Origin of the sequence: Cellulomonas hominis (genome assembly GCF_014201095.1) — a bacterium.
Taxonomy (GTDB): domain Bacteria; phylum Actinomycetota; class Actinomycetes; order Actinomycetales; family Cellulomonadaceae; genus Cellulomonas; species Cellulomonas hominis.
Window position 1 is genome coordinate 978,806 of record NZ_JACHDN010000001.1, and the last position, 23,998, is coordinate 1,002,803.

21 protein-coding genes, 1 pseudogene, 1 riboswitch and 1 other annotated feature are annotated in these 23,998 nt (G+C 74.2%); of the genes and pseudogenes, 3 read left to right on the plus strand and 19 right to left on the minus strand.

Features of this window, described 5'->3' with window-relative positions; all coding sequences use genetic code 11:
* Positions 1-99: 99 nt before the first annotated feature.
* The 3 genes from HNR08_RS04510 to HNR08_RS04520 all read right to left on the minus strand — a co-directional run bounded on the left by HNR08_RS04510 (position 100) and on the right by HNR08_RS04520 (position 2,699).
* Positions 100-609, minus strand: coding sequence for an HNH endonuclease (locus tag HNR08_RS04510; RefSeq protein WP_246803058.1), 510 nt, complete (start codon positions 607-609; stop codon positions 100-102).
* Between the two features lie 203 nt (positions 610-812).
* The gene (locus tag HNR08_RS04515) at positions 813-1,595 is read right to left on the minus strand and encodes a C40 family peptidase (RefSeq protein WP_146837496.1); all 783 of its coding nucleotides are present in this window, start codon (positions 1,593-1,595) and stop codon (positions 813-815) included.
* A gap of 2 nt (positions 1,596-1,597) precedes the next feature.
* Positions 1,598-1,762, minus strand: a riboswitch (cyclic di-AMP (ydaO/yuaA leader).
* Positions 1,763-2,000: 238 nt separating this feature from the next.
* A complete protein-coding gene (locus tag HNR08_RS04520; RefSeq protein WP_146837493.1) occupies positions 2,001-2,699 on the minus strand; it encodes an iron-dependent transcriptional repressor DtxR in 699 nt (232 codons plus the stop codon).
* A 97-nt stretch (positions 2,700-2,796) separates the two neighbouring features.
* Between HNR08_RS04520 and serC the strand changes: the two genes are divergently transcribed.
* Complete coding sequence (serC, locus tag HNR08_RS04525; RefSeq protein ID WP_338075831.1) at positions 2,797-3,927, plus strand: phosphoserine transaminase; 1,131 nt, start codon at positions 2,797-2,799, stop codon at positions 3,925-3,927.
* Between the two features lie 18 nt (positions 3,928-3,945).
* On the opposite strand, the gene HNR08_RS04530 is transcribed toward serC, so the two are convergent.
* From HNR08_RS04530 to HNR08_RS04545, 4 genes are all read right to left on the minus strand, one after another.
* Positions 3,946-4,710, minus strand: a complete 765-nt coding sequence (locus HNR08_RS04530; protein ID WP_146840852.1) for a peptidase — start codon at positions 4,708-4,710, stop codon at positions 3,946-3,948.
* Positions 4,711-4,979: 269 nt separating this feature from the next.
* Positions 4,980-6,797, minus strand: a complete 1,818-nt coding sequence (locus tag HNR08_RS22220; RefSeq protein WP_146840851.1) for a DUF4012 domain-containing protein — start codon at positions 6,795-6,797, stop codon at positions 4,980-4,982.
* A gap of 62 nt (positions 6,798-6,859) precedes the next feature.
* Positions 6,860-8,185, minus strand: coding sequence for an MFS transporter (locus tag HNR08_RS04540; RefSeq protein ID WP_146840850.1), 1,326 nt, complete (start codon positions 8,183-8,185; stop codon positions 6,860-6,862).
* Between the two features lie 10 nt (positions 8,186-8,195).
* Positions 8,196-8,615 (minus strand): MarR family winged helix-turn-helix transcriptional regulator, encoded by a 420-nt coding sequence (locus HNR08_RS04545; RefSeq protein WP_146840849.1) that lies wholly within the window; start codon positions 8,613-8,615, stop codon positions 8,196-8,198.
* Between the two features lie 278 nt (positions 8,616-8,893).
* Between HNR08_RS04545 and HNR08_RS04550 the strand changes: the two genes are divergently transcribed.
* Positions 8,894-10,131 (plus strand): IS3 family transposase gene (locus tag HNR08_RS04550; protein ID WP_246803297.1). Its coding sequence is split into 2 segments (ribosomal slippage): positions 8,894-9,173 and positions 9,173-10,131, totalling 1,239 coding nucleotides; the frame shifts between segments, so codons are not numbered across the junction.
* Positions 9,172-9,285: a sequence feature (AL1L pseudoknot), on the plus strand. (Overlaps the previous gene by 114 nt.)
* On the opposite strand, the gene HNR08_RS04555 is transcribed toward HNR08_RS04550, so the two are convergent.
* Complete coding sequence (locus HNR08_RS04555) at positions 10,085-11,188, minus strand: IS30 family transposase (RefSeq protein ID WP_183834807.1); 1,104 nt, start codon at positions 11,186-11,188, stop codon at positions 10,085-10,087. The two genes, HNR08_RS04550 and HNR08_RS04555, sit on opposite strands and share 47 nt — an antisense overlap.
* 208 nt (positions 11,189-11,396) lie before the next feature.
* Here HNR08_RS04555 and HNR08_RS04560 point away from each other — a divergent pair, with 208 nt between their 5' ends.
* A complete protein-coding gene (locus tag HNR08_RS04560) occupies positions 11,397-12,326 on the plus strand; it encodes an endonuclease domain-containing protein (RefSeq protein WP_146838348.1) in 930 nt (309 codons plus the stop codon).
* Positions 12,327-12,442: 116 nt separating this feature from the next.
* On the opposite strand, the pseudogene HNR08_RS04565 reads toward HNR08_RS04560, so the two are convergent.
* The 11 genes and pseudogenes from HNR08_RS04565 to HNR08_RS04615 form a co-directional block, all read right to left on the minus strand.
* Positions 12,443-13,768: pseudogene (locus HNR08_RS04565) on the minus strand (UDP-glucose dehydrogenase family protein).
* A gap of 132 nt (positions 13,769-13,900) precedes the next feature.
* On the minus strand, positions 13,901-15,385 hold the full coding sequence (locus HNR08_RS04570; protein ID WP_146838346.1) for an NCS2 family permease: 1,485 nt from the start codon (positions 15,383-15,385) through the stop codon (positions 13,901-13,903).
* 108 nt (positions 15,386-15,493) lie between these two features.
* Positions 15,494-15,982 carry a hypothetical protein gene (locus HNR08_RS04575; RefSeq protein ID WP_146838344.1) on the minus strand — a complete coding sequence of 163 codons (489 nt, stop codon included), beginning with the start codon at positions 15,980-15,982 and terminating at the stop codon, positions 15,494-15,496.
* Positions 15,979-16,341, minus strand: a complete 363-nt coding sequence (locus HNR08_RS04580; protein ID WP_146838342.1) for a response regulator — start codon at positions 16,339-16,341, stop codon at positions 15,979-15,981. Before HNR08_RS04580 ends, HNR08_RS04575 begins: the two co-directional genes overlap by 4 nt.
* A gap of 51 nt (positions 16,342-16,392) precedes the next feature.
* On the minus strand, positions 16,393-16,845 hold the full coding sequence (locus tag HNR08_RS04585) for a chemotaxis protein CheX (protein ID WP_146838340.1): 453 nt from the start codon (positions 16,843-16,845) through the stop codon (positions 16,393-16,395).
* On the minus strand, positions 16,842-17,225 hold the full coding sequence (locus HNR08_RS04590) for a response regulator (protein WP_146838338.1): 384 nt from the start codon (positions 17,223-17,225) through the stop codon (positions 16,842-16,844). Before HNR08_RS04590 ends, HNR08_RS04585 begins: the two co-directional genes overlap by 4 nt.
* The gene (locus HNR08_RS04595) at positions 17,222-18,193 is read right to left on the minus strand and encodes a CheR family methyltransferase (protein ID WP_146838336.1); all 972 of its coding nucleotides are present in this window, start codon (positions 18,191-18,193) and stop codon (positions 17,222-17,224) included. The genes HNR08_RS04590 and HNR08_RS04595 overlap by 4 nt, the downstream gene beginning before the upstream one ends.
* Complete coding sequence (gene cheB, locus HNR08_RS04600) at positions 18,190-19,347, minus strand: chemotaxis-specific protein-glutamate methyltransferase CheB (RefSeq protein WP_146838334.1); 1,158 nt, start codon at positions 19,345-19,347, stop codon at positions 18,190-18,192. Before cheB ends, HNR08_RS04595 begins: the two co-directional genes overlap by 4 nt.
* Before the next feature lie 103 nt (positions 19,348-19,450).
* Positions 19,451-21,070, minus strand: coding sequence for a methyl-accepting chemotaxis protein (locus tag HNR08_RS04605; RefSeq protein WP_146838332.1), 1,620 nt, complete (start codon positions 21,068-21,070; stop codon positions 19,451-19,453).
* Positions 21,070-22,191 (minus strand): multiple monosaccharide ABC transporter substrate-binding protein, encoded by a 1,122-nt coding sequence (gene chvE, locus HNR08_RS04610; protein WP_146838330.1) that lies wholly within the window; start codon positions 22,189-22,191, stop codon positions 21,070-21,072. Before chvE ends, HNR08_RS04605 begins: the two co-directional genes overlap by 1 nt.
* Positions 22,192-22,303: 112 nt before the next feature.
* Positions 22,304-23,905: a methyl-accepting chemotaxis protein gene (locus tag HNR08_RS04615; protein WP_146838328.1), complete on the minus strand. Its 1,602-nt coding sequence runs from the start codon at positions 23,903-23,905 to the stop codon at positions 22,304-22,306.
* Positions 23,906-23,998: the final 93 nt, after the last annotated feature.

A 23,998-nucleotide genomic window follows, 5' to 3' on the forward strand; every position in this document is an offset into this window, starting at 1 on the left:
CCGCCGACCACTCGACACGGGGACGCGCGTGGAGAACTCTTGACGAAGCCTTGGACTCGGGGCGGGCGCGGGACGGTGCCCGGCCGCGCCCCGGCGGCGTCAGGCCGCGAGGTACGCCGACCAGGCCGGCTCGTCGACGGCCGCCCCGTGCAGGAACGCCGTCGCACCCCGCGGGGGCGACGGCGTGTACGCGAGCTCCCAGCCGAGCTCATGGAGCAGGTGGTCGGCCTTGCGGTGGTTGCACCGGCGGCACGCGGCGACGACGTTGGCCCACTCGTGCCGGCCCCCGCGCGAGCGCGGGTGCACGTGGTCGACCGTGTCGGCGTGCGAGCCGCAGTACGCGCACCGGTGGTCGTCCCGCTGCAGCACGGTGCGGCGGGTCGGTGGCAGCGGCTTGCGGACCGGCACGTGCACGTACCGGGTGAGGCTCAGGACCACCGGCAACGGGACCACGATGCGCTCGGCGTGCAGCACGCGGCCGTCCGTCTCCAGGACCGTGGCCTTGCCGGACATGACGAGGGTGACGGCCCGGGGTAGGGCGACCACGCAGAGGGGCTCGAGGCTGGCGTTCAGGAGCAGCGTCCTGGGTGGCGCGGGCAGCAGCAGCACGGCGTTACTCCTAGACCAGGTCGAGGGCCCGCCTGGCTGACGGGCCCGCTGGGGGAGGCACAGCAGTTGCAGCGTACGCGCACCCGCGGCGATCCTGCGCCGTCATTCCGGCCGGGGCGCGCGCCACCGGTCCGGCCGGGAACGCCCGGACCCCCACGGCCGTGGTGGCCGTGGGGGTCCGGGGACGTGCGGGGCGGTCCTGCTCAGCCGATGCGGATGAACACCGGGGAGGACTGCCAGATGCTGCGGAACTGGATCGTCTTGCCGGGGCGCGGCGAGTCGATCTGCTGGTCGCCGCCGGCGTAGATCGAGATGTGACCCGGGCTCCAGATCAGGTCGCCCGGCTGGGCCTCGGACGCCGAGACGACGGTGCCGGCCGCCTTGATCGCGGACGACGTGCGCGGCAGCGAGATGCCGAGCTGCGCGTACACGTAGGAGACGAAGCCGGAGCAGTCGAAGCCGTCGGGCGTGGTGCCGCCGGACAGGTACGGGACGCCGACGTAGCGGGCCGCGACCTCGAGGACGGCGTTGCCGGCCACCGACTGCGGGACGGCGCTCGCGGCGGCGGCCGGCGCGGCGGCGGTCTCGGCCGTGGCGGCACGCTGGGAGCTGCGCGACGCGGCGCGCTCCACGACGGGCTCGGGCTCGGGCTCCGGCTCGGGGACGACCGCGGTGACGGCGGGGGCCTCGAAGGTCCACGCGGCGTCGGCCGGGGAGGTCACGACCGGGGCCGCGTCGAGGACGGTCTTCGCCGAGGCGGTCAGCGCGGTGGTGTCCACCGCGGTGAGGGCCTGGTCGCCGGAGCTGGTCGCGGCGGTCGCCGGCACGGCGACCATGGAGACCATGAGGCCCGAGGACGCCGCGACGACAGCGGTGCGGCGACCGGCCAGGGCGATGGTGCCCGTGGCGGCGGTGGCGAGATCGGTCAGGGGGGTGACGGGGCGACGCGCGGAACGGTGTCGAGCGCGCACAGCACTTGCGGTCACGTACAGCCTCTCCTGGCGCCTACGAGGTGAGCTGTCGGGTTCGGGTTGGAGATACCCGGCCGCGTGGCGCTCCCGGACGGACCGGTCGCGTCGCGCGGCTTCACCCCAAGGACACCGTCTCCGGTGCCCGCATGTGGTTCCCCCGCCCCTACCGGCGAGTCCGTTCGGACCTCGGGCGGCGGCAGGGCTCGGCGTACCGTCCAAGGGCTCTGACAGAGGAGGGTTCCGTCGGAGCGAGACCGACCGTACCGGACCCCGGAGCCGATTGTCACGTTCCGGTCACGGACAGTTTCCCCGTCAGGGGAACGCTCACACGCACCGCCAGGTCACCGGTGCACGACGGCCCCGCGAGTGGCGTACGCCACAGCCGCGGGGCCGTCGGGTCGGGTGGGGCCGGGACAGGCGTCAGGACACGGAGAGGAACACGTGGCGGGCGACCTCCTGCGGGAGGTCGAGCACGGTCTCCGCGCCCGGGGCGCCCACCGTCACCACGCCGCCGTTCTTCTCGACGACGACCTCGTTGCCCGGCTTGACGCCGGCCTGGGCGAGGCGCGCGAGCAGCTCGACGTCGATCTGGATGGGCTCGCCGATCCGGGCCACGACGGCCTTGGTCGGGCCACCCACCGCGGCCGCCACCGCGACCGAGGACTGGACGCCGTCGAGGAAGCCGACCGGGGTCCGCTCCTCGCCGATCTCGTCCAGCCCCGGGATCGGGTTGCCGTAGGGGTCGAAGTGCGGGTGGTCCAGCAGGCCGGCCAGGCGCCGCTCGACACGCTCGCTCATGACGTGCTCCCAGCGGCACGCCTCCTCGTGCACGTACTCCCAGTCGAGGCCGATCACGTCGACCAGCAGGCGCTCGGCCAGCCGGTGCTTGCGCATGACGCGCATCGCCTTGGACTGGCCCTCCTCGGTGAGCTCCAGGTGCCGGTCGCCGGACACGACCACGAGCCCGTCGCGCTCCATGCGGGCGACCGTCTGGGACACCGTCGGGCCGCTGTGCCCCAGCCGCTCGGCGATGCGGGCGCGCAGCGGCGTGATGCCTTCCTCGGTGAGCTCGTAGATGGTCTTGAGATACATCTCGGTCGTGTCGATCAGGTCACTCACGCCGGTGCCCCTTCTGTCGTGCGCGCGGACGTCCGTCCACAGGCTAGTTGGTCCCGCCGACGGAGTGGGGCCTGCGCGTATCGTGCGGCGCGTGACCGTGACGCCCGCCACCGTGACCATCCCTGCGCACCTGCTGCCGTCGGACGGCCGGTTCGGGTCGGGGCCCGCGAAGGTCCGCGAGGCGCAGGTGCGCGCGCTCGCCGAGGTCGGCCGGACGCTGCTCGGCACCTCGCACCGGCAGGCGCCCGTGAGGTCGCTCGTCGGCCGGGTCCGCGCGGGGCTCGCCGAGCTGTTCGCCCTGCCGGACGGCTACGAGGTCGCGCTCGGCAACGGCGGGTCCACGGCCTTCTGGGACCTCGCGACCCTGTGCCTGGTGGAGCGCCGGTCCGCGCACGCGGTGTTCGGGGAGTTCGGGTCGAAGTTCGCGGCCGCCGCTGCGCGCGCGCCGTTCCTGGGCGACCCGGTCGTGACCGAGGTGCCGGCCGGCACCTCCGCCACCCCGTCCGCCGCCGACGGCGTGGACGTGTACGCCTGGCCGCACAACGAGACCTCGACCGGCGCCGTCGCCCCCGTGCGCCGGGTGCCGGGGTCCGCGGACCAGGGCGCGCTCGTGGTCGTCGACGCGACGTCGGGCGCCGGCGGCCTGGCCGTCGACGTCGCGCAGACCGACGCCTACTACTTCGCCCCGCAGAAGTCGTTCTCCTCGGACGGCGGGCTGTGGCTCGCGCTGCTGTCCCCCGCTGCCGTCGAGCGCGCCGCCCGCGTCGAGTCCTCCGGGCGGTGGGTGCCGGAGTTCCTGTCGCTGACGACGGCCGTGCAGAACTCGCGCGCCGACCAGACGCTCAACACCCCGGCGATCGCCACCCTGGTGCTGCTGGCCGAGCAGGTCGACTGGATGCTCGCGAACGGCGGCCTGGCGTGGTGCGCCGAGCGGACCGCGACGTCCTCCGGGCACCTGTACGGCTGGGCCGAGGCCCGCGACTGGGCGACGCCGTTCGTCGCGGACCCCGGGCAGCGCTCCCCCGTCGTCGGCACCATCGACCTGGCCCCCGGGATCGAGGCGCCGACCGTCGCCCGGATCCTGCGGGCGCACGGCGTCGTCGACGTCGAGCCCTACCGCAAGCTCGGGCGCAACCAGCTGCGCGTCGCGATGTTCCCCTCCGTGGAGCCGGACGACGTGCTGGCGCTCACCGCGTGCCTGGACCACGTGGTGGACCGGCTGGGCTGAGGCCCCCGGCGGCCCGGCTCAGCGGGCCCGGTGCCCCCGCCGGACCGACAGCGCCACCATCCCGGCGCCCAGCAGCACGGCCGCACCCGCGACCGCCACCAGCGGCCACGAGTTCGCCCCGGTCACGGCCAGCACCGCGGACTGCGTCTCCGGCGCCGCCAGCACCTGCGACGTCGTCGTCACGCCCAGGACGCCGGACTGCGGCGGGTTCGCGCAGGCCGAGGTCGCCGGCGGGTAGGACACGACGGTGGCGACGGACGGGTTCACCTCGAACTCGACCCGCACGCTCGGCCGCGTGAAGGAGTACGCGTCGAACTCCTCCCAGGTCCCGTCGGGGTTCCGCGTCCAGCCCGGCCAGTCGACGACGACCCCGTCCTGGATCACCGTGCCCGGCCAGTAGATCCGGCCGCTCAGCGGGAGCCCGGACAGCACCGCGTCGTCCCCTGCGGGGTTGACGAAGGTGATCGTCACGGTGGTGTTCGGGGTGCCGAACGGATCGACGGCGTAGTCGAGCGCGGGGGCGTCGCCGAGGCAGATGCCCGCCGCGCGGACCAGCACGAGCTCGCAGCGCCCCGGCGGGGCGTACCCCTCGCCGGCGGACGGGTTCGCGCAGGCGGTGGCCGGGTCGGGGGCGGGGACCTCCGGATCGGGGACCGGGTCCACCACCGCGGGCGCGGCGAGCGCCGGCGCCGGGGCGGCGGCTGCTGCCGGGCCCGCCAGCGCCAGGACGGCCCCGGCCGTGACGGCGACCGTCGCCAGCAGCCCGAGGGCCGCTCGTCGCATCCGTTCCATGTCCCACCTCCGCGTGCTGCCGGCCCCGTTGCCGGTCCCGGGGGCGCACTCCCGCACCCCGCCCGATTCGTACAAATCGGACATTTCGCCCATGGTAGGCACACGATGGGGTCCGGTGCCGACCGGAATCACGGGTGAAGTTCCGCGTGATCACGCGGAACCGCGGCATCCGGGTGACGACGGGGCGGTGACCTGCCGCGCCGACCACCGGAACGGGTGACGCGCCGCCGCCGCGGCCGCGCGCGACACGCCCGGGCGCCTCAGGGCACCGGCGGGCACGCCCCGGTCACGACGCCCGGGCCGTCCAGGGTCGGCGTCGTCCACACGGTCAGCGCGCCCGCGGGCGCCGGGACGGTCACCGTGTACCGCTCGCCCGCGCCCGGCTCGAGGCGGGACGTGACGACCGCGACGTCCCGGCGCGCGACGGTGCCGGTCTGCCCGCCGACCACCGCGTCACCCCGCCGCACCTCCCCCACGGCGCCGTCGCGCGCGGAGTAGAAGGAGACGTTGGTGGCCAGCCAGCCCGGCGCCAGGCCCGAGCCGCCGTCGCCGAGCACCTGCGCCGGGTACGTGGTCACGTCCGCGGGCGGCCGGTAGTCCAGCGCCACCTCCACGCGCGCCTCCGGGTGCGCCGTGCCGCAGCCGGACATCGTCACGGTGACCGCCGCATCGAGGTCGAAGTCGAGCTTCCCCGCCGTCGCGTCGTCGAGGAACACCCCGACCGCCTGCCCGACGGTGCCGGTCGGCGTCGCCGCGTCCCCCGTGAGGAACGCGCCGCCCAGGGCGGAGGCGCCGACCCGCGCCTGCTCGTCCGCCCGCGCGGACCACACCGCGACCCGGCGGGCCGCCACCGCGTCCGCCGCCACGGTCGCCGCGGCCTCGGCCGCCGCCGGATCCAGCGCGGCGTCCCGGAGCACCGTGAACGCCGCCCCGGCGACCTGCGCGTAGAAGGCGTCCCCGAACCGGGGGTCGCCGTAGGTGAGGTAGGCGTCGCGCAGCAGGGCCCGCAGCAGGTCGTCGCCGCCCAGCTCCGCGCCGTCGGCCTCCACCGTCCGCCCGGTGGCGCCGAGCAGGTCCGCGACGACCACCGGGTCGGTCGCCAGCACCCCGTCGACCACCTGCCCGGTGGACTCCCGCCAGAACGCCGCCGCGAGCTCCGCGGACCGCGGGAAGTCGGGGGTCAGCGCGACGTCCTGCACCCACCGGCCCAGGCGGTCGCCGTACAGCGCGAGCTCCGCGTCGCTCAGGGGCATCGCCGCACCCGCGAGCTCGGGCAGCTCGACCGTCCCGCGCTGCCCGACCAGGCCGACCGCCCCGTCCCGGGCCTGGAGCACCGTGACGGCGCCGACGATCCCGCCCTGGGCGCGCAGCTCCGCGGGGTTCCGGGACAGCAGCAGGTACGTCCGTGGGCCGTCCTCGCCCAGCAGCGCGGGGAGCACCGGCGCGAGCGACCGCACCGTGGCCAGCGCGTCGTCCGCGCCGTCCAGCGCGTCCCGGAGCTCGCCGACCGGGCCGGCGACGGGGCCGAGCAGTCCGGCGGTGCCGATCGCGTCCAGGTCGGAGCTCAGGCGCTGGGCCACCCCGGCCGCGCGGTCGGCGGCGGGGGCCGCGTCCACGAGCGGGCCGAGGTCGACCCAGCCCGCCGGGACCTCGCGCGGGACGGCGGAGGCCCCGGCCGCCGTCTGCTCGACGGCCGGGGCCGCGTCCGCCGCGATCGCCGCGACGGCCTCGAGCAGGTCCGGCGCGGCGTCGTGCGCGAGCTCGTCGGCGGCGGACGCCACCGCGGCGACGGCGGCCAGGTCGTCCCCCACGAACGGCAGGTGCTGCGCGAGCCGCCAGACCGGGTCGTCCGCCGCGGCGGCCGCGCGGGCGGCGGCCTCCTGGACCGCGGGCAGCCGGGCCTGCAGCGCACCGACGTCGAGGACGGCGGCCTCCTCCGCGGCACCGGCGGCGGCGGCCCGCAGGTCGCGCGCCGCCCCGGCGGCCTGCCACACCCGCACGGCGAGCCACCCGCCCACCAGCAGCAGGCCGGCGAGCAGCACCGCAGCGGCGAGGAGCACCCGGCGTCGGACTGCCATCGTCCGATCGTCACATATCGGACATTTCGGACGGGCACCGCGGGCCGAACTTCACCCGGGGGTCACGCCTGCGCGTCGGCCGCCTCGCGCGCGGCCAGCTGGTCCGCGGCGGTCCGGCGCGGAGTCGGGACCTCCGGGTGCAGGACCTCGAGGTGCGGCCGCGAGCGCAGCCGGTACCGGACCTGGACGTTCCAGTGCTTGCGGGCCCACAGCGCCGCAGCCGCGGAGACGATCAACGCCGTGATCGAGCCGATGCCGATGGACCAGCGCGGGCCGAACGTCTCGCCGATCCACCCCACGATGGGCGACCCGATCGGCGTCGCCCCGAGCATGACGATCATGTACAGCGACATCACCCGGCCGCGCACCACGGGGTCGGTCGACATCTGGATCGTGGTGTTCGCCGCGGTCAGCATCGTCAGCGACGCCAGCCCGACCGGGATGCAGGCCACCGCGTAGGACGCGTACGTCGGCATGAGCGCCTGGACGCCGGTCGCCACGCCGAACCCGAACGCCGCGCCGATGACCAGCCGCACCCGGGGCCGCTCGCGCCGGGCCGCCAGCAGGGCGCCGCCCAGCGAGCCGATCGCCAGCACCGAGCCGAGGATCCCGTACTCCCCCGCGCCCTTGCCGAACTCCGCCCGCGCCATGAGCGCCGACGTCATCTGGAAGTTCAGGCCGAACGTCGACACCACGCCGATCACGGCCATGATCACGAGGATGTCGGTCCGGCCGCGGACGTAGCGGATCCCCTCCCGGATCTGCCCCTTCGCGCGCGGGGCCACCGGCATCGGGTGCAGCTCGGACGTCCGCATGAGCAGCAGCGCCAGGATCGTCGCCGCGAACGACACCCCGTTGATGACGAACACCCAGCCCGTCCCGACCGCCGCGATCAGCAGGCCCGCCAGGCCCGGGCCGATCAGCCGGGCCGCGTTGAAGGACGTCGAGTTCAGGCCCACCGCGTTGGACAGCCTGCCCGCCGGGACCAGCTCCGCCACGAACGTCTGCCGCACCGGCTGGTCGACCGCCGCGACCGCGCCCAGCAGCGCCGCGAACACGTACACGTGCCACAGCTCCGCGTGCCCCGAGAGCACCAGCGCACCCAGCCCGAACGCCAGCACGCCCTGCGCGCCCTGCGTGACCATCAGCAGCTTGCGGCGGTTCACCCGGTCCGCGAGCACGCCGGCCCAGGCGGACAGCAGCAGAGTCGGGGCGAACTGCAGGGCCGTCGTGATACCGACCGCCAGGCCGGAGTCGTCGGACAGGTCCGTCAGGACGAGCCAGTCCTGCGCGACGCGCTGCATCCAGGTGCCGATGTTCGCGACGAGCGCGCCGGCGAACCACAGCCGGTAGTTCACGTACCGGAGCGACGCGAAGGTGGAGTTCATGCGGGCGGCCTCATCCTGCCGCGATCCGGCGCAGCAGCACGGCGGCCTGCGCGAGGGTGCGGCGTTCCTCGGGGGTGAGCGTCTCGAGCTGGTCGGCGAGCCACGCGTCCCGGCGGCGGCGGGTCTCCCGGACCTCCGCCTCGCCGGGCTCCGTCAGGCTCACCACGACCTGCCGGCCGTCCGTCGGGTGCTCGGACTTCCGCACGAACCCGAGCTCGACCAGCGCGTTCACGGTGCGGGTCATCGACGGCGGCTGCACGTGCTCGGTGTCCGCGAGCGCCCCGGGGGTCAGCGGCCCCTCGCGCAGCAGGATCGCGAGCACGTTGAACTGCGGGTCGGGCAGGTCGGCGGCGCCGCGCCGGGACCGGATGCGCCGGCTCGACTTCGCGAGCGCGACGCGCAGCTCCCCGGCCAGCTCCTCGACGGACATGATCCTTACCTTAACTCATTACCTTCGCTAACGACACCCGCCCGCCCCCGCCGCTCCCCCGTACTCCGCCCCGCCCCTCCCGCACGCCCGCGCCCGCGCCCGCCGAGACTGCACAACTTGCTGGCATCGCTCCCGGCGGTTTCAGGCGGCGGTTGCAACGAGTAGGTCGTTGAGTCGTTGTGCGGGATTCTGCCAGCCGAGGGTTTCGCGGGGTCGGCCGTTGAGCTTGAACCGCCCCGGCTTCCGTAGAGGCTCTCAATCCACGGAGGATGAGAGTCATGGCAGCACCGAGGAAGTACCCGGAGGAGCTTCGGGAGCGAGCGATCAGGATGGCCGTCGATGCGCGGCGTGACCCCGCGACGCGGGTCGGGGCGCTGCGCCGGATCGGTGACCAGCTCGGGATCAATCCCGAGACGTTGCGGAACTGGGTCACCCAGGCCGAGGTCGACGCCGGCGATCGACCCGGGACGAGCACGTCGGACGCGCAGCGGCTGGCCGAGCTCGAGCGGGAGAACCGTGAGCTGCGCCGATCCAACGCGATCTTGAGGTCGGCGTCGGCTTTCTTCGCGGCGGAGCTCGACCGCCCACAACGGTGATCGTGGAGTACATCGACGGCCACAAGGGCCAGTTCGGGGTCGAGCCGATCTGCAGGGAGCTGCAGGTCGCCCCGAGCACCTACTACGCGGCCAAGACACGTCCAGCCTCGGCGCGGTCTGTCGGCGACGCCGAGCTGACCGAGGTGATCACCGCTGAGCACGCGGGGAACTACGGGGTCTACGGGGCGCGCAAGATGTGGAAGCACCTGCACCGCCTGGGCCACCCGATCGGGCGCTGCCGGGTCGAACGCTTGATGCGCGCCGCTGACCTGCACGGAGCCGTCCGCGGCCGGGCCAGGCGCACCACGATCCCGGGCAAGGACGGTTGCCGCGCCGGGGACCTGGTCAACCGCGCGTTCACCGCGACCGCCCCGAACCAGCTGTGGGTCGCGGACTTCACCTACGTCCGGACGTGGGCCGGCTTCAGCTACGTCGCGTTCATCATCGACGTCTACTCACGCATGATCGTCGGCTGGAAGGCCGACACCACGATGCGCGCCGACCTGGTCACCGACACCCTGGAGATGGCCGTGTGGTCTCGCGGCCGCGCCGGCGTTACCGACCTGACCGGGCTCATCCATCACACCGATGCAGGGTCGCAATACGTCAGCCTGGCGCTGACCGAGCGGCTCGCCGCGCTCGGCATGCGGGCCTCGATCGGGACCGTCGGCGACGCCTACGACAACGCCCTGGCCGAGTCCACCATCGGCCTGTTCAAGACCGAGCTCATCCGTCGCCGGGGGCCCTGGCGGACGCTGGATGACGTCGAGATCGCGACCCTGGAGTGGGTCGACTGGTTCAACAACCGGCGCCTGCACACCGAGCTCGGCGACATCCCACCGAGCGAGCACGAGGCCGCCCACTACCGTCAGATCACGGCGTCCACGACGCTGGAAACCAAAGAACCGAGCCTCCACTGAACCCGGGGCGGTTCAGCTCGCGGGCGACGGCGTCGAGGTCGTCCTGGGTGTAGGTGCGGAAGTCGGTCGAGGACCGGGGGAAGTACTGGCGCAGCAGCCCGTTGGTGTTCTCGTTGCTTCCGCGCTGCCAGGGCGAGTGCGGGTCGCAGAAGAACACCCGGCAGCCTGTGGCCAGGGTGAACGCCGCGTGCTGGGCCATCTCGGATCCCTGGTCCCAGGTCAAGGTCTTGGCCAGCTCGCCCGGGACCCGGCCCATCAGGTCGATCAGGACCCGGGTGACCTCCTCGGAGACCCGGGAGTTCGGCAGCGCCCCCAGCATCACGAACCGGGTGGACCGCTCGACCAGCGTGATGATCGCCGAGGACCCCCGCGCCCCGATCACCAGGTCACCTTCCCAGTGCCCCGGGACCGCCCGATCAGCGGCCTCGGCGGGTCTGGTCGAGATGTTCAGGTCCCCGATCCAGGTCTTCGCGCCCCGGCCGGCCGACGCAACCCGTGACTGAGGTCGGCGCGCTGCGCGCCCCGAGCGCAGCGCGACCTGCCGGTCCAGCTCCGCGCGCATCCCGCCGCGGGCCTGGTAGTAGATCGCCTGGTAGATCGTCTCGTGGGACACCCACTGCTCCGGTCGGTCGGGGAACTCCTGACGCAACCAGTGTGCGATCTGCCGAGGCGACCACCGTTGCGCGAGCTTGGCGGCGACCACCGGCCAGAGTCGACCCGGGAACGGCGCGCGACCCTTGACGTTCGCGTTCCCGATCAGCTTGCCGGCCCGGGGGCGCCGCGCGCGCCGGGCGGCCCGGGCGTGGGCGTTGCCGTGGGCGTAGACCCACCGGTAGGCCCCGCCGCGACCGGCCCGACCCGAATGAGCACCACCAGGATGCCGCGACCCGGCCCCACCCAAGTGCATACCCCGGTAGGAGTTGTTCCGCGTGACCTCACGCCAGACCGTCGAGCGATCACGCCCGATCGCCCGACCGATCGCCGGGAACGTCAGCCCCTGACCGAACAACACCTCGATCTGCGCCCGCTCCTGCAGCGACAACCTCGAACCAGCCATGCCACGCACCCTCCCGGTGAGGACCACGTTGCAACAACCACCTGACGCCAAGCCCGGGAGACCCGCACCTGCTGCAGTCTCGACGACGCCTCGGCGGGTACGCGGCGAGTTCCGGCCGCTCGTCCACAGGGGGTCGGGCGGGTGCGTGGTCCCCAGGCAGGTCGACGTGCGGGGACCGGATCCCGTGGCGTCCCCCGAAGGTGGCCGCATGCCGACCCCCCGCCCGCCGCTGCCCGCGTCGCTCGCCCGAGGACCCTTCCTCGTGTCCGAGGGCCGGGCCGCCGGCCTGACGCCGGCGCAGCTGCGGCGCCGCTCCCTGCGTGCGCCGACGCGAGGCGTCCGGACCGGATCGCCCGCGCCCGAGCCGTCGGACGTCGCCCGCCGCTGTCGCGATGTGCTGCCCTCGCTCCCGGATGACGCCCTGTTCTGCCACGTGACGGCACTGGCGCTCCTCCAGGTCCCCGTCCCGGCCGGCCTCGATGCGAGCGGCCCGCTCCACGTGCAGGTCGGACCGGGCTCGACGGCGCCGCGCCGGCGAGGGTTCACCGGCCACCGGCGATCCGATCCGCGCGTGGGGTCGCTGGCCGTGGCAGGAGGTGTGCCCGTCCTCGCACCCGAGCAGGTGTGGGTACAGCTCGCCGCGGAGCTCGACGTCGGCCGACTGGTGGTGCTCGGTGACGCACTCACGTGCCGGAAGCACCCGATCTCAGCGGGGACGCTGCTTCACGCCGCGGCCACGGCCCTGCCGCCAGGGACGCGCGGCCGGCGTCGCCTCCTCGCGGCTCTCGCCGAGATCCGGCCGGGCACGGACTCGCCGATGGAGACCCGGCTGCGTCTGCTGCTGACCGGGGCAGGGCTCCCCGACCCGCTCGTGAACCACCCGGTGCACGCGCCGGACGGCCGATTCCTGGCGCTGCCGGACCTGAGCTACCCCGCCCAGCGCGTCGCCGTCGAGTACGACGGGGACGTGCACCGCACGGACCGCCGGACGTGGCGCCGGGACATCGCCCGCCGGCAGGCGCTCGAGTCGCACGGCTGGCGCGTCATCACGTGCACCGCGGACGACGTCCTGCGCCACCCCGACCGCCCGGTCGCCTGGGTCCGCGCAGCCCTCGAGCGGCCGTCGAGGATGCAGTAGATGCCGGCATCGGGGGCCGGAACCCGACACCTGCTGCAGTCTCGGCGTGCGGCCGCGGGGACCGGGGCGGGGTGAGGGGCGGGGCGGGGCGGGGCGGGGTCAGGGGCGGGGCGGGGTCAGGGGCGGCCCAGGGCGCGGTACGTCCAGCCCGCGGCGCGCCAGCGCGCGGGGTCCAGGACGTTGCGGCCGTCCAGCATGCGGGGCCGGGCGACCAGGGCCGCGAGGGGCTCCGGGTCCAGCTCGCGGTACTCGCGCCACTCCGTGGCCAGCAGCACGACGTCCGCGCCCTCGACGGCCTCCTCGACCGTCGCGGCGTACGTCAGCCCGGGCCAGGCGGCGCGGGCGTTCGCGACGGCCTGCGGGTCGGTCACGCGGACGTCGGCGCCCTGCAGCTGCATCTGGGCCGCCACGGACAGGGCCGGCGAGTCCCGGATGTCGTCGGAGTCCGGCTTGAACGCGGCGCCCAGCACGGCGATCCGGCGACCCACGATGGACCCGTCGCAGACCTCGCGGGCCAGGTCGACCATGCGGACCCGCCGGCGCATGTTGATCGCGTCCACCTCGCGCAGGAAGGACAGGGCCTGGTCGACGCCGAGCTCGCCGGCGCGGGCCATGAACGCACGGATGTCCTTGGGCAGGCAGCCCCCACCGAAGCCCAGCCCGGCGTTGAGGAACCGGCGCCCGATCCGGTCGTCGTAGCCGATGGCGTCCGCGAGCCGGGTGACGTCCGCCCCGGTCGCCTCGCACAGCTCGGCCATGGCGTTGATGAACGAGATCTTCGTGGCGAGGAACGAGTTCGCCGCGACCTTCACGAGCTGGGCCGTCGCGTAGTCGGTGACGACCAGGGGCGTGCCGTCGGCCAGCGGACCGGCGTAGACCTCGTCGAGCACCTCTCGCGCCCGCGCGCCCGCCGGAGTCGGCACCCCGGCCGCGTCGGCGGGCAGCCCGTACACGAGGCGGTCGGGGTGCAGCGTGTCCTGCACCGCGAAGCCCTCCCGGAGGAACTCGGGGTTCCAGACCAGCGACGCCCCCGTGGGCTCGAGCCGCTCGGCCAGGGCCTCGGCGGTGCCGACCGGCACGGTGGACTTCCCGACCACCACGTCGCCGGGCCGCAGGTGCGGGAGCAGCGTCTCGAACGCGGCGTCGACTTAGCTGAGGTCGGCGCGGAACTCGCCGTGCTTCTGGGGCGTGCCGACGCACAGGAAGTGCACCGCCGCCCCGGCGACCGCGGCCGCGTCGGTGACGAAGGACAACCGCCCGGAGCCCTGCACCTCCGTGAGGAGCTCCGGCAGGCCCGGCTCGTAGAACGGGGCGCGACCCGCGGCGAGCAGCTCGACCTTCCGGGGGTCGACGTCGAGGCCGACGACGGTGTGGCCGAGCTTGGCCATGCTCGCGGCGTGCACCGCGCCCAGGTAGCCGCAGCCGATCACGGACACGTGCACGGAGAGCTCCTCGGACGGCGACGTCGGACCACCCGAACCTACCGTGACCGGCGCGTCGGCCGAACCGGGCACCGACGACCGCGCCGGCCCGCCCGCAGGGGGCGAGCCGGCGCGTGTCCGGGCGGGAGGGGTCTACAGGCCGAGCAGGTCCTTGATCGGCTCGATGAGGAAGTACGCGACGAACAGCACGGTCGCGACCCACATGAGCGGGTGCACCTGGCGGATCTTGCCCATCGCCAGCTTGATGACGACGAACGAGATGACGCCCGCGCCGATGCCGACCGTGATCGAGTACGAGAACGGCATGAGCACGATGGTGAGGAACGCCGGGACGGCGACCTCGAAGTTCTTCCAGTCGATGCCCGAGACCTGCATCACCATGAGGAAGCCGACGACGACCAGCGCCGGGGTGGCGGCCTCGAACGGGACCATGTCCACCAGCGGGGACAGGAAGGTCGCGAGCAGGAACGCGATGCCGGTGGTGACCGACGCGAGGCCCGTGCGCGCGCCGTCGCCGACGCCCGCGGCGGACTCGACGTACGAGGTGTTCGAGGACACCGAGCCGGCGCCACCCGCGGCGGCCGCGAGGGAGTCGACGATGAGGATCTGCTTGGTGCGCGGCGGGTTGCCGCCCTTGTCGAGCAGGCCGGCCTCGCCGCCGACGGCGACCATCGTGCCCATCGTGTCGAAGAAGTCGGCGATCATCACCGAGAACACGAGCAGCACGACGGCGACGATGCCGATCTTCTCGATCGACCCGAACAGCGAGAACTGGCCGAGCAGGGAGAAGTCGGGGGCCGCGACGACGGAGTCGGGCAGCGCCGGGACGTTGAGCTCCCAGCCGCCGGGGTTCTCCGGGGTCTGGCCGCCGATCTTGCCGACCGCCTCCACGATGATCGCGAGCACCGTGCTGGACACGATGGCGATGAGGATCGCGCCCTTGACCTTGCGGGCCATGAGGATGATCGCGAGGAACAGGCCGAACACGAACACCAGCAGCGGCCACGAGCCCAGCGAGCCGCCGATGCCGAGCTCGACCGGCGTCGCCTGGCTGAACGGGATCCGCACGAAGCCCGCGTCGACCAGGCCGATGAACGCGATGAACAGGCCGATGCCGACGCTGATCGCGGTCTTGAGCTCCATCGGCACCGCGCGGAACACGGCCTCGCGGAAGCCGGTGAGCACGAGCACCAGGATGATGAGGCCCTCGAGCACGACGATGCCCATCGCATCGGCCCACGTCATGTCGGGCAGCGAGGCGATCGAGTACGTGACGACGGCGTTGAGCCCGAGGCCCGCGGCGAGCGCGAGCGGGAAGTTCGCGACGACGCCCATGAGGATGGACATGACACCGGCGACCAGGGCCGTGGTCGCGGCGATCATCGGGATGTTCGGCCCGTCGCCGCCGCCGAGGAACGACCCGGTGCCGTCCTGGACCGTGCCGATGATCAGCGGGTTCAGCACGATGATGTAGCTCATCGTGAAGAAGGTGACGAGGCCGCCGCGGATCTCGGTGCCGATGGTCGACCCGCGCTCGGAGATCTTGAAGAACCGGTCGACCGCGTTCTTCGGCGCAGGCGGCGCCGACACGGAGGACCCCGTGGAGGTGGAGGACATGGCGGCAGTGTGGCAGAACCGTGAAGGCCCGGACGCCTCCGTCCACGAGCCGTCACACGCTCGTAACAGGACCGTTCCCGGGCCGGTCCCGCCGGCCCGGGAGAGGCGTCAGATCACCAGCACCGACGCGGTCCCGCGCCCGTACCCGGCGACCTCGACCTCGAGGTCCAGCCGCCGCACGTACGCCAGCACCCACTGCGCCACGTCGCCCGGCAGCGGCTCGCGCGGCGCGTAGACCCCGTCGAGCTTGAGGTGCGGCGCGTCGCCGACGTTGAACAGCGCGGCGGTCACGTTGAGGATCTCCGCGGCGTTCTCGGCCAGCGCCACCGGGAGCTGCTCCTCCTCGACGGCGGTCTGCGACGTGCGGGCCGGGACCAGGGCGATGGAGGCGCCGAGGTGCGCGGCGAGCGGCAGGTCGAACAGCACGAGCGCCTTGAGGGCGAGCAGGCGGTCGACGTAGACGCCGACCTGGGCGCCGCCGTTCAGCACGGGGTCGACCATCGGCCCGCCGGTCGTGACGGTGATGTCCCGGCCGACCAGGCCCTCCCACAGCTCGCGGACCTCCAGGGCGGAGGGCAGCGGGGTCTGGGCGCTCATGCCAGCACCGGCTCGATGGCGTCGCGGAACGTGTCCGCCGTGAACGGCTTGGCGATGAGGAACAGCGCGCCGGCCTCGTCGGCGAGGGTGCGCATCTCGTCGGACCCCTCGGAGGTCACGAAGCCGAACGGGGTCGTGAAGCCCTCCTGGCGCAGGCGGCGCAGCAGCTCGATCCCGGTGAGGTTCGGCATGTTCCAGTCCGACAGCACGACGTCCGGCTCGTCCGCGCGCACGGCCTCGAGGGCCTCCTGGCCGTCGGACGCCTCGCGGACGTCCCAGTCGTAGCCGGCCTGGCGCAGCGTGCGGATCACGATCTGCCGCATGACGCGGCTGTCGTCGGCGATGAGCACGCGGATCATGCTCGTCACTTCCCTTCGGGTGTGCGGGTGGGGCGGGGTGGTGCGCCGGGCTCAGGAGAGCCAGACCACCACGACGATCGGACGGCCGCGCCAGTCGAGGCGCAGCGCGTGCGAGAGGGCGCTGCCGGTGAGGTCCGGCAGGGCGGCGGCGACGTGCGGCAGCCCGAGGGTGCCGGGGTGCGGCAGCAGCGCCTTGACGTTGCCGCCGACGACGTTGGCGACCTCGCCGAAGGCGTCGACCAGGTCCTCCGGGCCGACGGCCTCGTCGGCGCCCATGCCGAGCAGGGCGCGGGTGAGGTCGTGGGCGGTGGGGGTGTCGGTGCTGACGGCCGCGCCGCCGGCGACGTCGCCGTGCATCTCGACCCACGCGACCAGCGGCTCGGCCGGCACCGGGACCTCGCCCTCCCACGGGCGCAGGTGGCCGGGCTCGCCGTCGACCATGGCCGCGAACACCTCCTCGGCGATCGCGTACACCTGGTCCTGCTCGACGGGGGTGGCGGTCATGCGAGCTCCTCGGCAGGGACGAGCCCGAGCAGGTCGAGCTTGTCGCGGATGGCGTCAGTGGTGAAGGGCTTGATCAGGTACTCGTGGGCGCCGGCCGCCAGCGCGCGGACGATCTGCCCGTGCTCGCTCTCGGTGGTGACCATCATCAGCGTGATGTGCCGCCACGCCGGGTTCGCGCGGACGCGGGTGACGAACGTCAGGCCGTCCATCACGGGCATGTTCCAGTCGATGCACGCGAGGTCGACCTCCTCGCCCGCGTCCAGGACGTCGAGGGCCTGCTGGCCGTCGCCCGCCTGCACGGTGGAGAACCCGAGGTCCTCCAGGGCGCCGGAGACGATGCGCCGCATCGTCCGCGAGTCGTCGATGACCAGGGCTCTCATCGGGTCACTCCTTGGGGGAAGGCCGCGCCGGCGGGTCCTGCCGGCCGCGGTCGGGTGGTCGGCAGGGTCGAGGTGGCAGGCGCGCCGGCCGGCCGGGAGAACGGGGCGGCCGAGGCCGCGGCGGCGGGCGCGGGGCGCGGGCTCGGGACCAGGCCGGCGTGCACGGGCCGGTAGACGGACCCGCGCTCGACCGGCATCCGCTCCCAGTCGCCGTCGACGCCGATGGTGGTCTCCGCCGCGCCGAGCACGAGGAACCCGCCGGGCTTCAGCACGCGGTGCACCCGGGACAGGATCGAGCGCTTGGTGGCCAGGTCGAAGTAGATGAGCACGTTGCGCAGGAACACGATGTCGAACGGGCCGGCGGGCGGCAGGTCCAGCAGGTTGTGCTTCTGGAACGTCACCGCGCGGCGCAGGGCCTCGGAGATCTGCCAGTCGGTGCCCGAGCGCTGGAAGTGCCGGACGAGCATCGGCGCGGGCAGGCCGCGGTTCACCTCGAGCTGGGAGTACCGGCCGGACCGGGCCTGCGCGAGCACCTGCTCGGACAGGTCGGTGGCGGTGATGTCCACCCGCACGCCCGGGCCGAGCACGTCGGCGAGGGTCATCGCGAGCGAGTACGGCTCCTGCCCGGTCGAGCAGGCGGCGGACCAGACGCGCACCGAGTCGAGCACGGGGCGGTCGGCGCGCAGCGCGGGCACCATGTGGGTGCGCAGCGCGCTGAACGGCGTGGCATCCCGGAACCAGGACGTCTCGTTGGTGGTCAGCGCCTCGACGATCTCCGCGAGGTCGGCCTCGCGCCCGCGCGCCCGGACCTCGCGGACGTACGCGTCCACGCCGGGGTGGCCGGCGTCGCGGGCGAGCGGCAGGAGGCGGCTCTCGACGAGGTACTCCTTGCCGGCCTCGAGCTGGATCGCGCTGCGGCGCCGGACGACGTCGGCGACGAACGCGAAGGTGTCCTGGGTCAGGCTCACGGCCGGCCTCCGATCGGGACGGCGGGGGCGGTCCCCGAGCGGGTGAGGACGGCCTCGACCGTGGGGGCGACCTCCCGCAGGGGCAGGACGCGGTGGGCGAACCCGGCGGTCGCGACCGCCCCGGGCATGCCCCAGACGACGCTCGTGGGCTCGTCCTGGACGACGACGGTGCCGCCGGCGGCGACGACGTCCTCGCAGCCGGTGCGGCCGTCGGCGCCCATGCCGGTGAGCACGACGGCGAGCAGCCGGCCGCCGAGCTCGCGGACGGCGGAGCGGAACAGCACGTCCACCGCGGGGCGGCAGAAGTTCACCGGCGGGCCGTCGGTCAGGACGGTGCGCAGCGTCCCGGCGGACCGGGAGAGCTCGAGGTGGTGGTCGCCGGCCGCGATGTAGACGGTGCCGGGGCGCAGGGCCTCGCCGTCGGACGCCTCGACGACCGTGGTCGGGCCGAGCCGGTCCAGGCGGGCCGCGAGCTGCCGGGTGAACACCGGCGGCATGTGCTGCACGACGAGCACGGGCACCGGCGGCGGGGCGGACAGCGCGCCGAGCACGGTGGACAGCGCCTCGGGGCCGCCGGTGGACGAGCCGATGACGACGGCGCTGATCGGGTGCGGCGCGGGCGTCGGGCGGGTGACCACCGGGCGGCGCGCGGGCGCGGCGCCGGCGGGCGGGCCGGCGGGGAACCGCGCGGGGGCGGCCGGGGCCGGGGCGTCGGCCGGCGCCGTCGACCGGGGCGGGAGGGCCCGGCGGGGGACGAACGCCTTGATCTTCGGGATCAGCTCGCTCGCGACGCGGTCCAGCGACTCCTGGACGCTGCCGACGTTCGCCGGCTTCGTCACGTAGTCGGTGGCGCCGGCGACCAGGGCGTCGAGCGTGGCCGCCGCCCCGCGCTCGGTGAGCGTGGAGAACATGACGATCGGCATGGTGTGCCGGGCGCGGCGCAGCGCGCGCACGGCCTCGATGCCGTTCATCTCCGGCATCTCGATGTCCATCGTCACCAGGTCCGGCGCGAGCTGGTCCACCTTCGCCAGCGCGATCCGGCCGTTGGACGCGAACCCGACGACCTCGATGTCCGGGTCGCGGGAGAGCGAGTCCGTCACCAGCCGGCGGACGACGACCGAGTCGTCGACCACCAGCACACGGATCCTGGTCACGGGCACTCCCTCACATGCGGACCGGCCGCACCGGCCGGGTTCGTGGTTCTGATCGGTCGGTGCGGCCGGTTCCTGAGCGGCCCTGAGGTGCCGGGGGCTCCCGTCAGTAGGTGAAACGGCCCACCCTGCTGTGGAGGTCCGCGGACAGGGTCGCGAGGTCCGCCACGTGGCCGGAGACCTCGTCCAGCACGGCCACCGAGCGCGCCGCGGCGCCGGCGACGCCGGTGATGTTGCCCGCGATCTCCCCCGACCCGGCCGCGGCCTCGGCCACGGAGCGGGACATCTCGGTGGTGGTGGCCGTCTGCTCCTCCACCGCGCTGGCGATGGTGAGCTGGTAGTCGTTGATGCTCGCGATGATCTGCGAGATCTGCCCGATGGCGACCACGGCGGCGCTGGTGTCGTTCTGGATGGCCTCGACGCGGCGGGCGATGTCCTCCGTGGCCTTGGCGGTCTCCTGCGCGAGCTCCTTGACCTCCCCCGCGACCACGGCGAAGCCCTTGCCGGCCTCGCCCGCTCGGGCCGCCTCGATGGTCGCGTTCAGCGCGAGGAGGTTCGTCTGCTCCGCGATCGACGTGATGACCTTGACGACGTTCCCGATCTCCTGGGACGACGCCCCGAGCCGGGCCACCTGCTCGTTCGTGGTGGCGGCGACGTCGGTGGCCTGGCCCGCGACCTTGGCGGCCTGCGCCGCGTTCTGCGCGATCTCCCGGATGCTGGCGCCCATCTGCTCGGCGCCGGCGGCGACCGCCTGCACGTTGCGGGACACCTCCTCCGCGGCGGCCGCGACGACGCCCGCCTGCGCGGAGGTCTCCTGCGAGCCGGCCACGACGGTGCCGTTCGACGCGGACAGGTCGGCGGCCGTCGCCTCGACCGAGCCCGCGGCGGTGACCACCCCGGCCAGCGTCGTGCGCAGCGACTCCTGCGCCTGCGCGAGCGCCTCGGCCATCCGGCCGGTCTCGTCGCGCCACGGCACCTCGGCCGGGACGGTGAGATCGCCCTCCGCCATGGCCTCGAGCGAGCCCTGCACGCTGCGCACCGCGCGGGTGATCCGGCGGATCACCAGGACGGCGAGCAGCCCCGACAGGCCGGCGCCGACCACGAAGGCGACGACGAGCGCGAGGATCGTGCGGTCCACCTCGGCGCGGCTGGCGGCGAGGATCTCGTCCACCTGCGCGTCCACCTGGCCCTGCGCCAGCGCGAGCGCCCGGCCGGCCCAGTCGGGGTCGGCGGACGCGTCGGCCGCGAGCGCGGTGCGCAGCCCGGCGAGGTCGCCGGCCTCGACGAGCGGAAGCAGCGTGGCGTCCCGGTAGGCCACCCACGCGTCCCAGCGGTCGACGAAGTCCGTCCACTGCCGGGTCCCGGACTGCGGGTACTGCGAGATCGCGTCGATCTGCGCGGCGACGTCCCGGTCCGTCCAGGCCGAGGACTCCAGGAGCTGCGCCCGGACGGAGTCGTCGGCGGCCTCGGCGGCCCGGTGCACCAGCAGGTGGCTGCGGGTCTGCGCGGCCCGGAGCTCGGACATCGCGGACTGCAGGTCGCCGGTCAGGCCGGACATCTCCTCCAGGTGCTGCCCGGCGCGGTACAGCGCGACGGCGCCGACCCCGCCGACCAGGGCGAAGGTGGTGCCGAGCACCAGCAGGGACACGGCGATCTTCAGCGCGACGGGGCGGTCCCAGAACCAGGACGCGCGGCGGGCTCGCGGGGTGCGGTCGGCGGTGGCCATCAGCCCAGCTCCTCGGCGGTGTAGTAGCCGCCGGACACGAGGACCTGGCGGTAGTTCTCGGCGGTGACGACCTGCGGGGTCAGCAGGTACGACGGGACGACCTTCACGCCGTTGTCGTACGAGGAGCTGTCGTTGGTCTCGGGCTCCGCGCCGTCGAGCAGCGCCTTGACCATCGAGACCGCGACCTCGGCGAGCTGCCGGGTGTCCTTGTAGACCGTCGCGTACTGCTCCCCCGCGGCGATCGACTTCGCGGAGGCGAGCTCGGCGTCCTGGCCGGTGACGACCGGCAACGGCTGGGCGGTGCCGTAGCCGAGGGTCTTGACCGCGTCGAGGACGGCGATCGAGATGCCGTCGTACGGCGAGAGCACGCCGTCCAGGCGCTGGCCGGCGTACAGCGGCAGCAGCGTCTGCATCCGGGCGGTGGCGTTCTTCGGGTCCCAGGCGTCGGTGGCGACCGTGGCGAAGTCGGTCTGCCCGGACGGGACGGTCAGCACGCCGGCGTCCAGGTACGGCCGGAGCACCTGCATCGCGCCGTCGAAGAACACGGTCGCGTTGTTGTCGTCCGGGGACCCGGCGAACAGCTCGACCCGGTACGGGCCGGCGGCGCCCGTGGGCTCCCCCGCCGCGTCCAGCACGCCGAGGCCCTGCAGCAGCGTCGTGGCCTGCTGCACGCCGACGCGCGCGTTGTCGAAGGTGGCGTAGTAGTCGACGTCCCCCGACTCGCGGATCAGCCGGTCGTAGGCGATCACGGGGATCTCCTGCGCGGCTGCCTCCGCCAGCACGTCCTTCAGCGCGACGCCGTCGATGGACCCGATCACGAGCGCGTCGGCGCCCGCCGCGATCATGTCCTCGAGCTGCGCCACCTGCGTGGGCACGTCGTTCTCGGCGTACTCCAGGTCGACGTCGTAGCCGAGCGCGCGGAGCTGGTCCTGGACGTTCTCACCGTCCGCGATCCAGCGCTCGGACGTCGTGGTAGGCATGGCGACGCCGACGAGCGGGCGCTCGGCGCCGTCAGCCCCCGCCGCCCCCGCACCGACCGACCCGCACCCGGCGAGCGCCCCGGCCGCGGCCACCGCCAGCACGGCGGCGCACGCGGCCGGGAGCCGCGAAGCGTGTCTCATGTGGACTCCCTCGTCTCTCCCCGGCGCGACGCTGCCCGTCGCCGCCGTGCCCCCTGGATCGGCCGGGATCATCGGGATGTGAGCGCTCTCCGGGCCGGGTGACCCGACCGGCTCAGTAGGTGAAGCGGGACACCCGCCCGCGCAGGTCCTCGGACATGCGCGCGAGCTCGCCGATCGAGTCGCCCATCTGGTTGAGCGTCTGGCTCGACGTGGACGCCGCGGACGCCACGCCGGTGATGTTCGTGGCGATCTCGCCCGAACCCGTGGCGGCCTCGGCCACCGACCGGGACATCTCCGTGGTGGTGGCCGTCTGCTCCTCCACCGCGCTGGCGATGGTGAGCTGGTAGTCGTTGATGCTCGCGATGATCTGCGAGATCTCGCCGATCGCCTGCACGGCGCCGGTCGTGTCGCCCTGGATCGCGTCGACCCGGCGGGCGATGTCCTCCGTGGCCTTCGCGGTCTCCTGCGCCAGCTCCTTGACCTCGCCGGCCACGACCGCGAAGCCCTTGCCCGCCTCGCCCGCGCGCGCCGCCTCGATCGTGGCGTTGAGGGCGAGCAGGTTCGTCTGCTCCGCGATGCTCGTGATGACCTTGACGACGTTCCCGATCTCCTGGGACGACGCACCGAGGCGGGCGACCTGCTCGTTGGTCGCCGCCGCCGCGTCGGTGGCCTGGCCGGCGACCTTGGCGGCCTGCGAGGCGTTCTGCGCGATCTCCCGGATGGAGGCGCCCATCTGCTCGGCGCCCGCTGCGACCGTCTGCACGTTCCGGGACACCTGCTCCGCGGCGGCGGCCACCACGCCCGCCTGCGCGGAGGTCTCGTCGGAGCCGGCGACGACCTGGGTGGACGCGGCCGACAGCTCCTCGGCGGCCGCGGCGACGGTGTGCGCGGTCTCGGCGACGCCGGACACCAGGGTCCGCAGGCTGTCCTGCGTGCGCTCCAGGTCCACCGCGAGCCGGCCGAGCTCGTCCCCGCCGACGACGCCGGACGGCACCGTCAGGTCGCCGTCGCCGGCCGCCGCGAGGCTGCGGGACACGCCGCCGATCCGGCGCACGATGCCCCGGGCCACGACGTACGCGAGCGCGGTGGCGGCCAGCGCGCCGAGCACCGCCGTCAGCACGGTGATGAGGATCGAGCGGGCGGCGACGCCGTCGGTCTCCTCGGCGAGCGCGGCGGCCTGGTCGCCCTGCGCGGCGGTCTCCACCTGCATGGCGTCCACGACGCCGGTCGTCAGCGGCCGGATCGTGTCGTCGAAGTACGCGGCGAAGCCCGCGGCGTCGCCGGCGTCCGCCAGCGGGAACAGCGTGTCCTCGGCCGCGGCGTAGTACGCGTCCAGGGCGGCGACGACCGCGTCGACCTGGGCGTCGTCGACGGCGCCCGCGCGGTACTCGGCGATCTGCGCGTCGAGGTCCTGCTGGCGGGTGGTGAGCTCCTCGGCCAGCGTCGCGCGGGTCTCGGCGTCCGCGATGCCGTACTGGATCACGCGCGCCCGGTCGCCCTGGAACGAGCGCTGGATCTCGGTGAGCTGCTGCAGCGGCGTGACGTTGCCGGAGTACATCTCGGCGGCGTCCGCGCGGAGCGTGCTCAGCGAGCTGACCGCCACCGCGGTCACGACCGCCGTCATCGCCGCCATCACGGCGACCGCCGTGAGGATCTTGACCAGGACGGGCCGGTCGGCCCAGATCCGTCGGGAGGTGCCCTGCTGCGCGCTCATCGTGGTCGATCGCCCTTCGCGTGTCCGGTGAGTCGGTCGTCCCACCTATCGGCGGGGGGCTGGGCGTCCGGAGCGTTACCCCCGGGTGGGCCG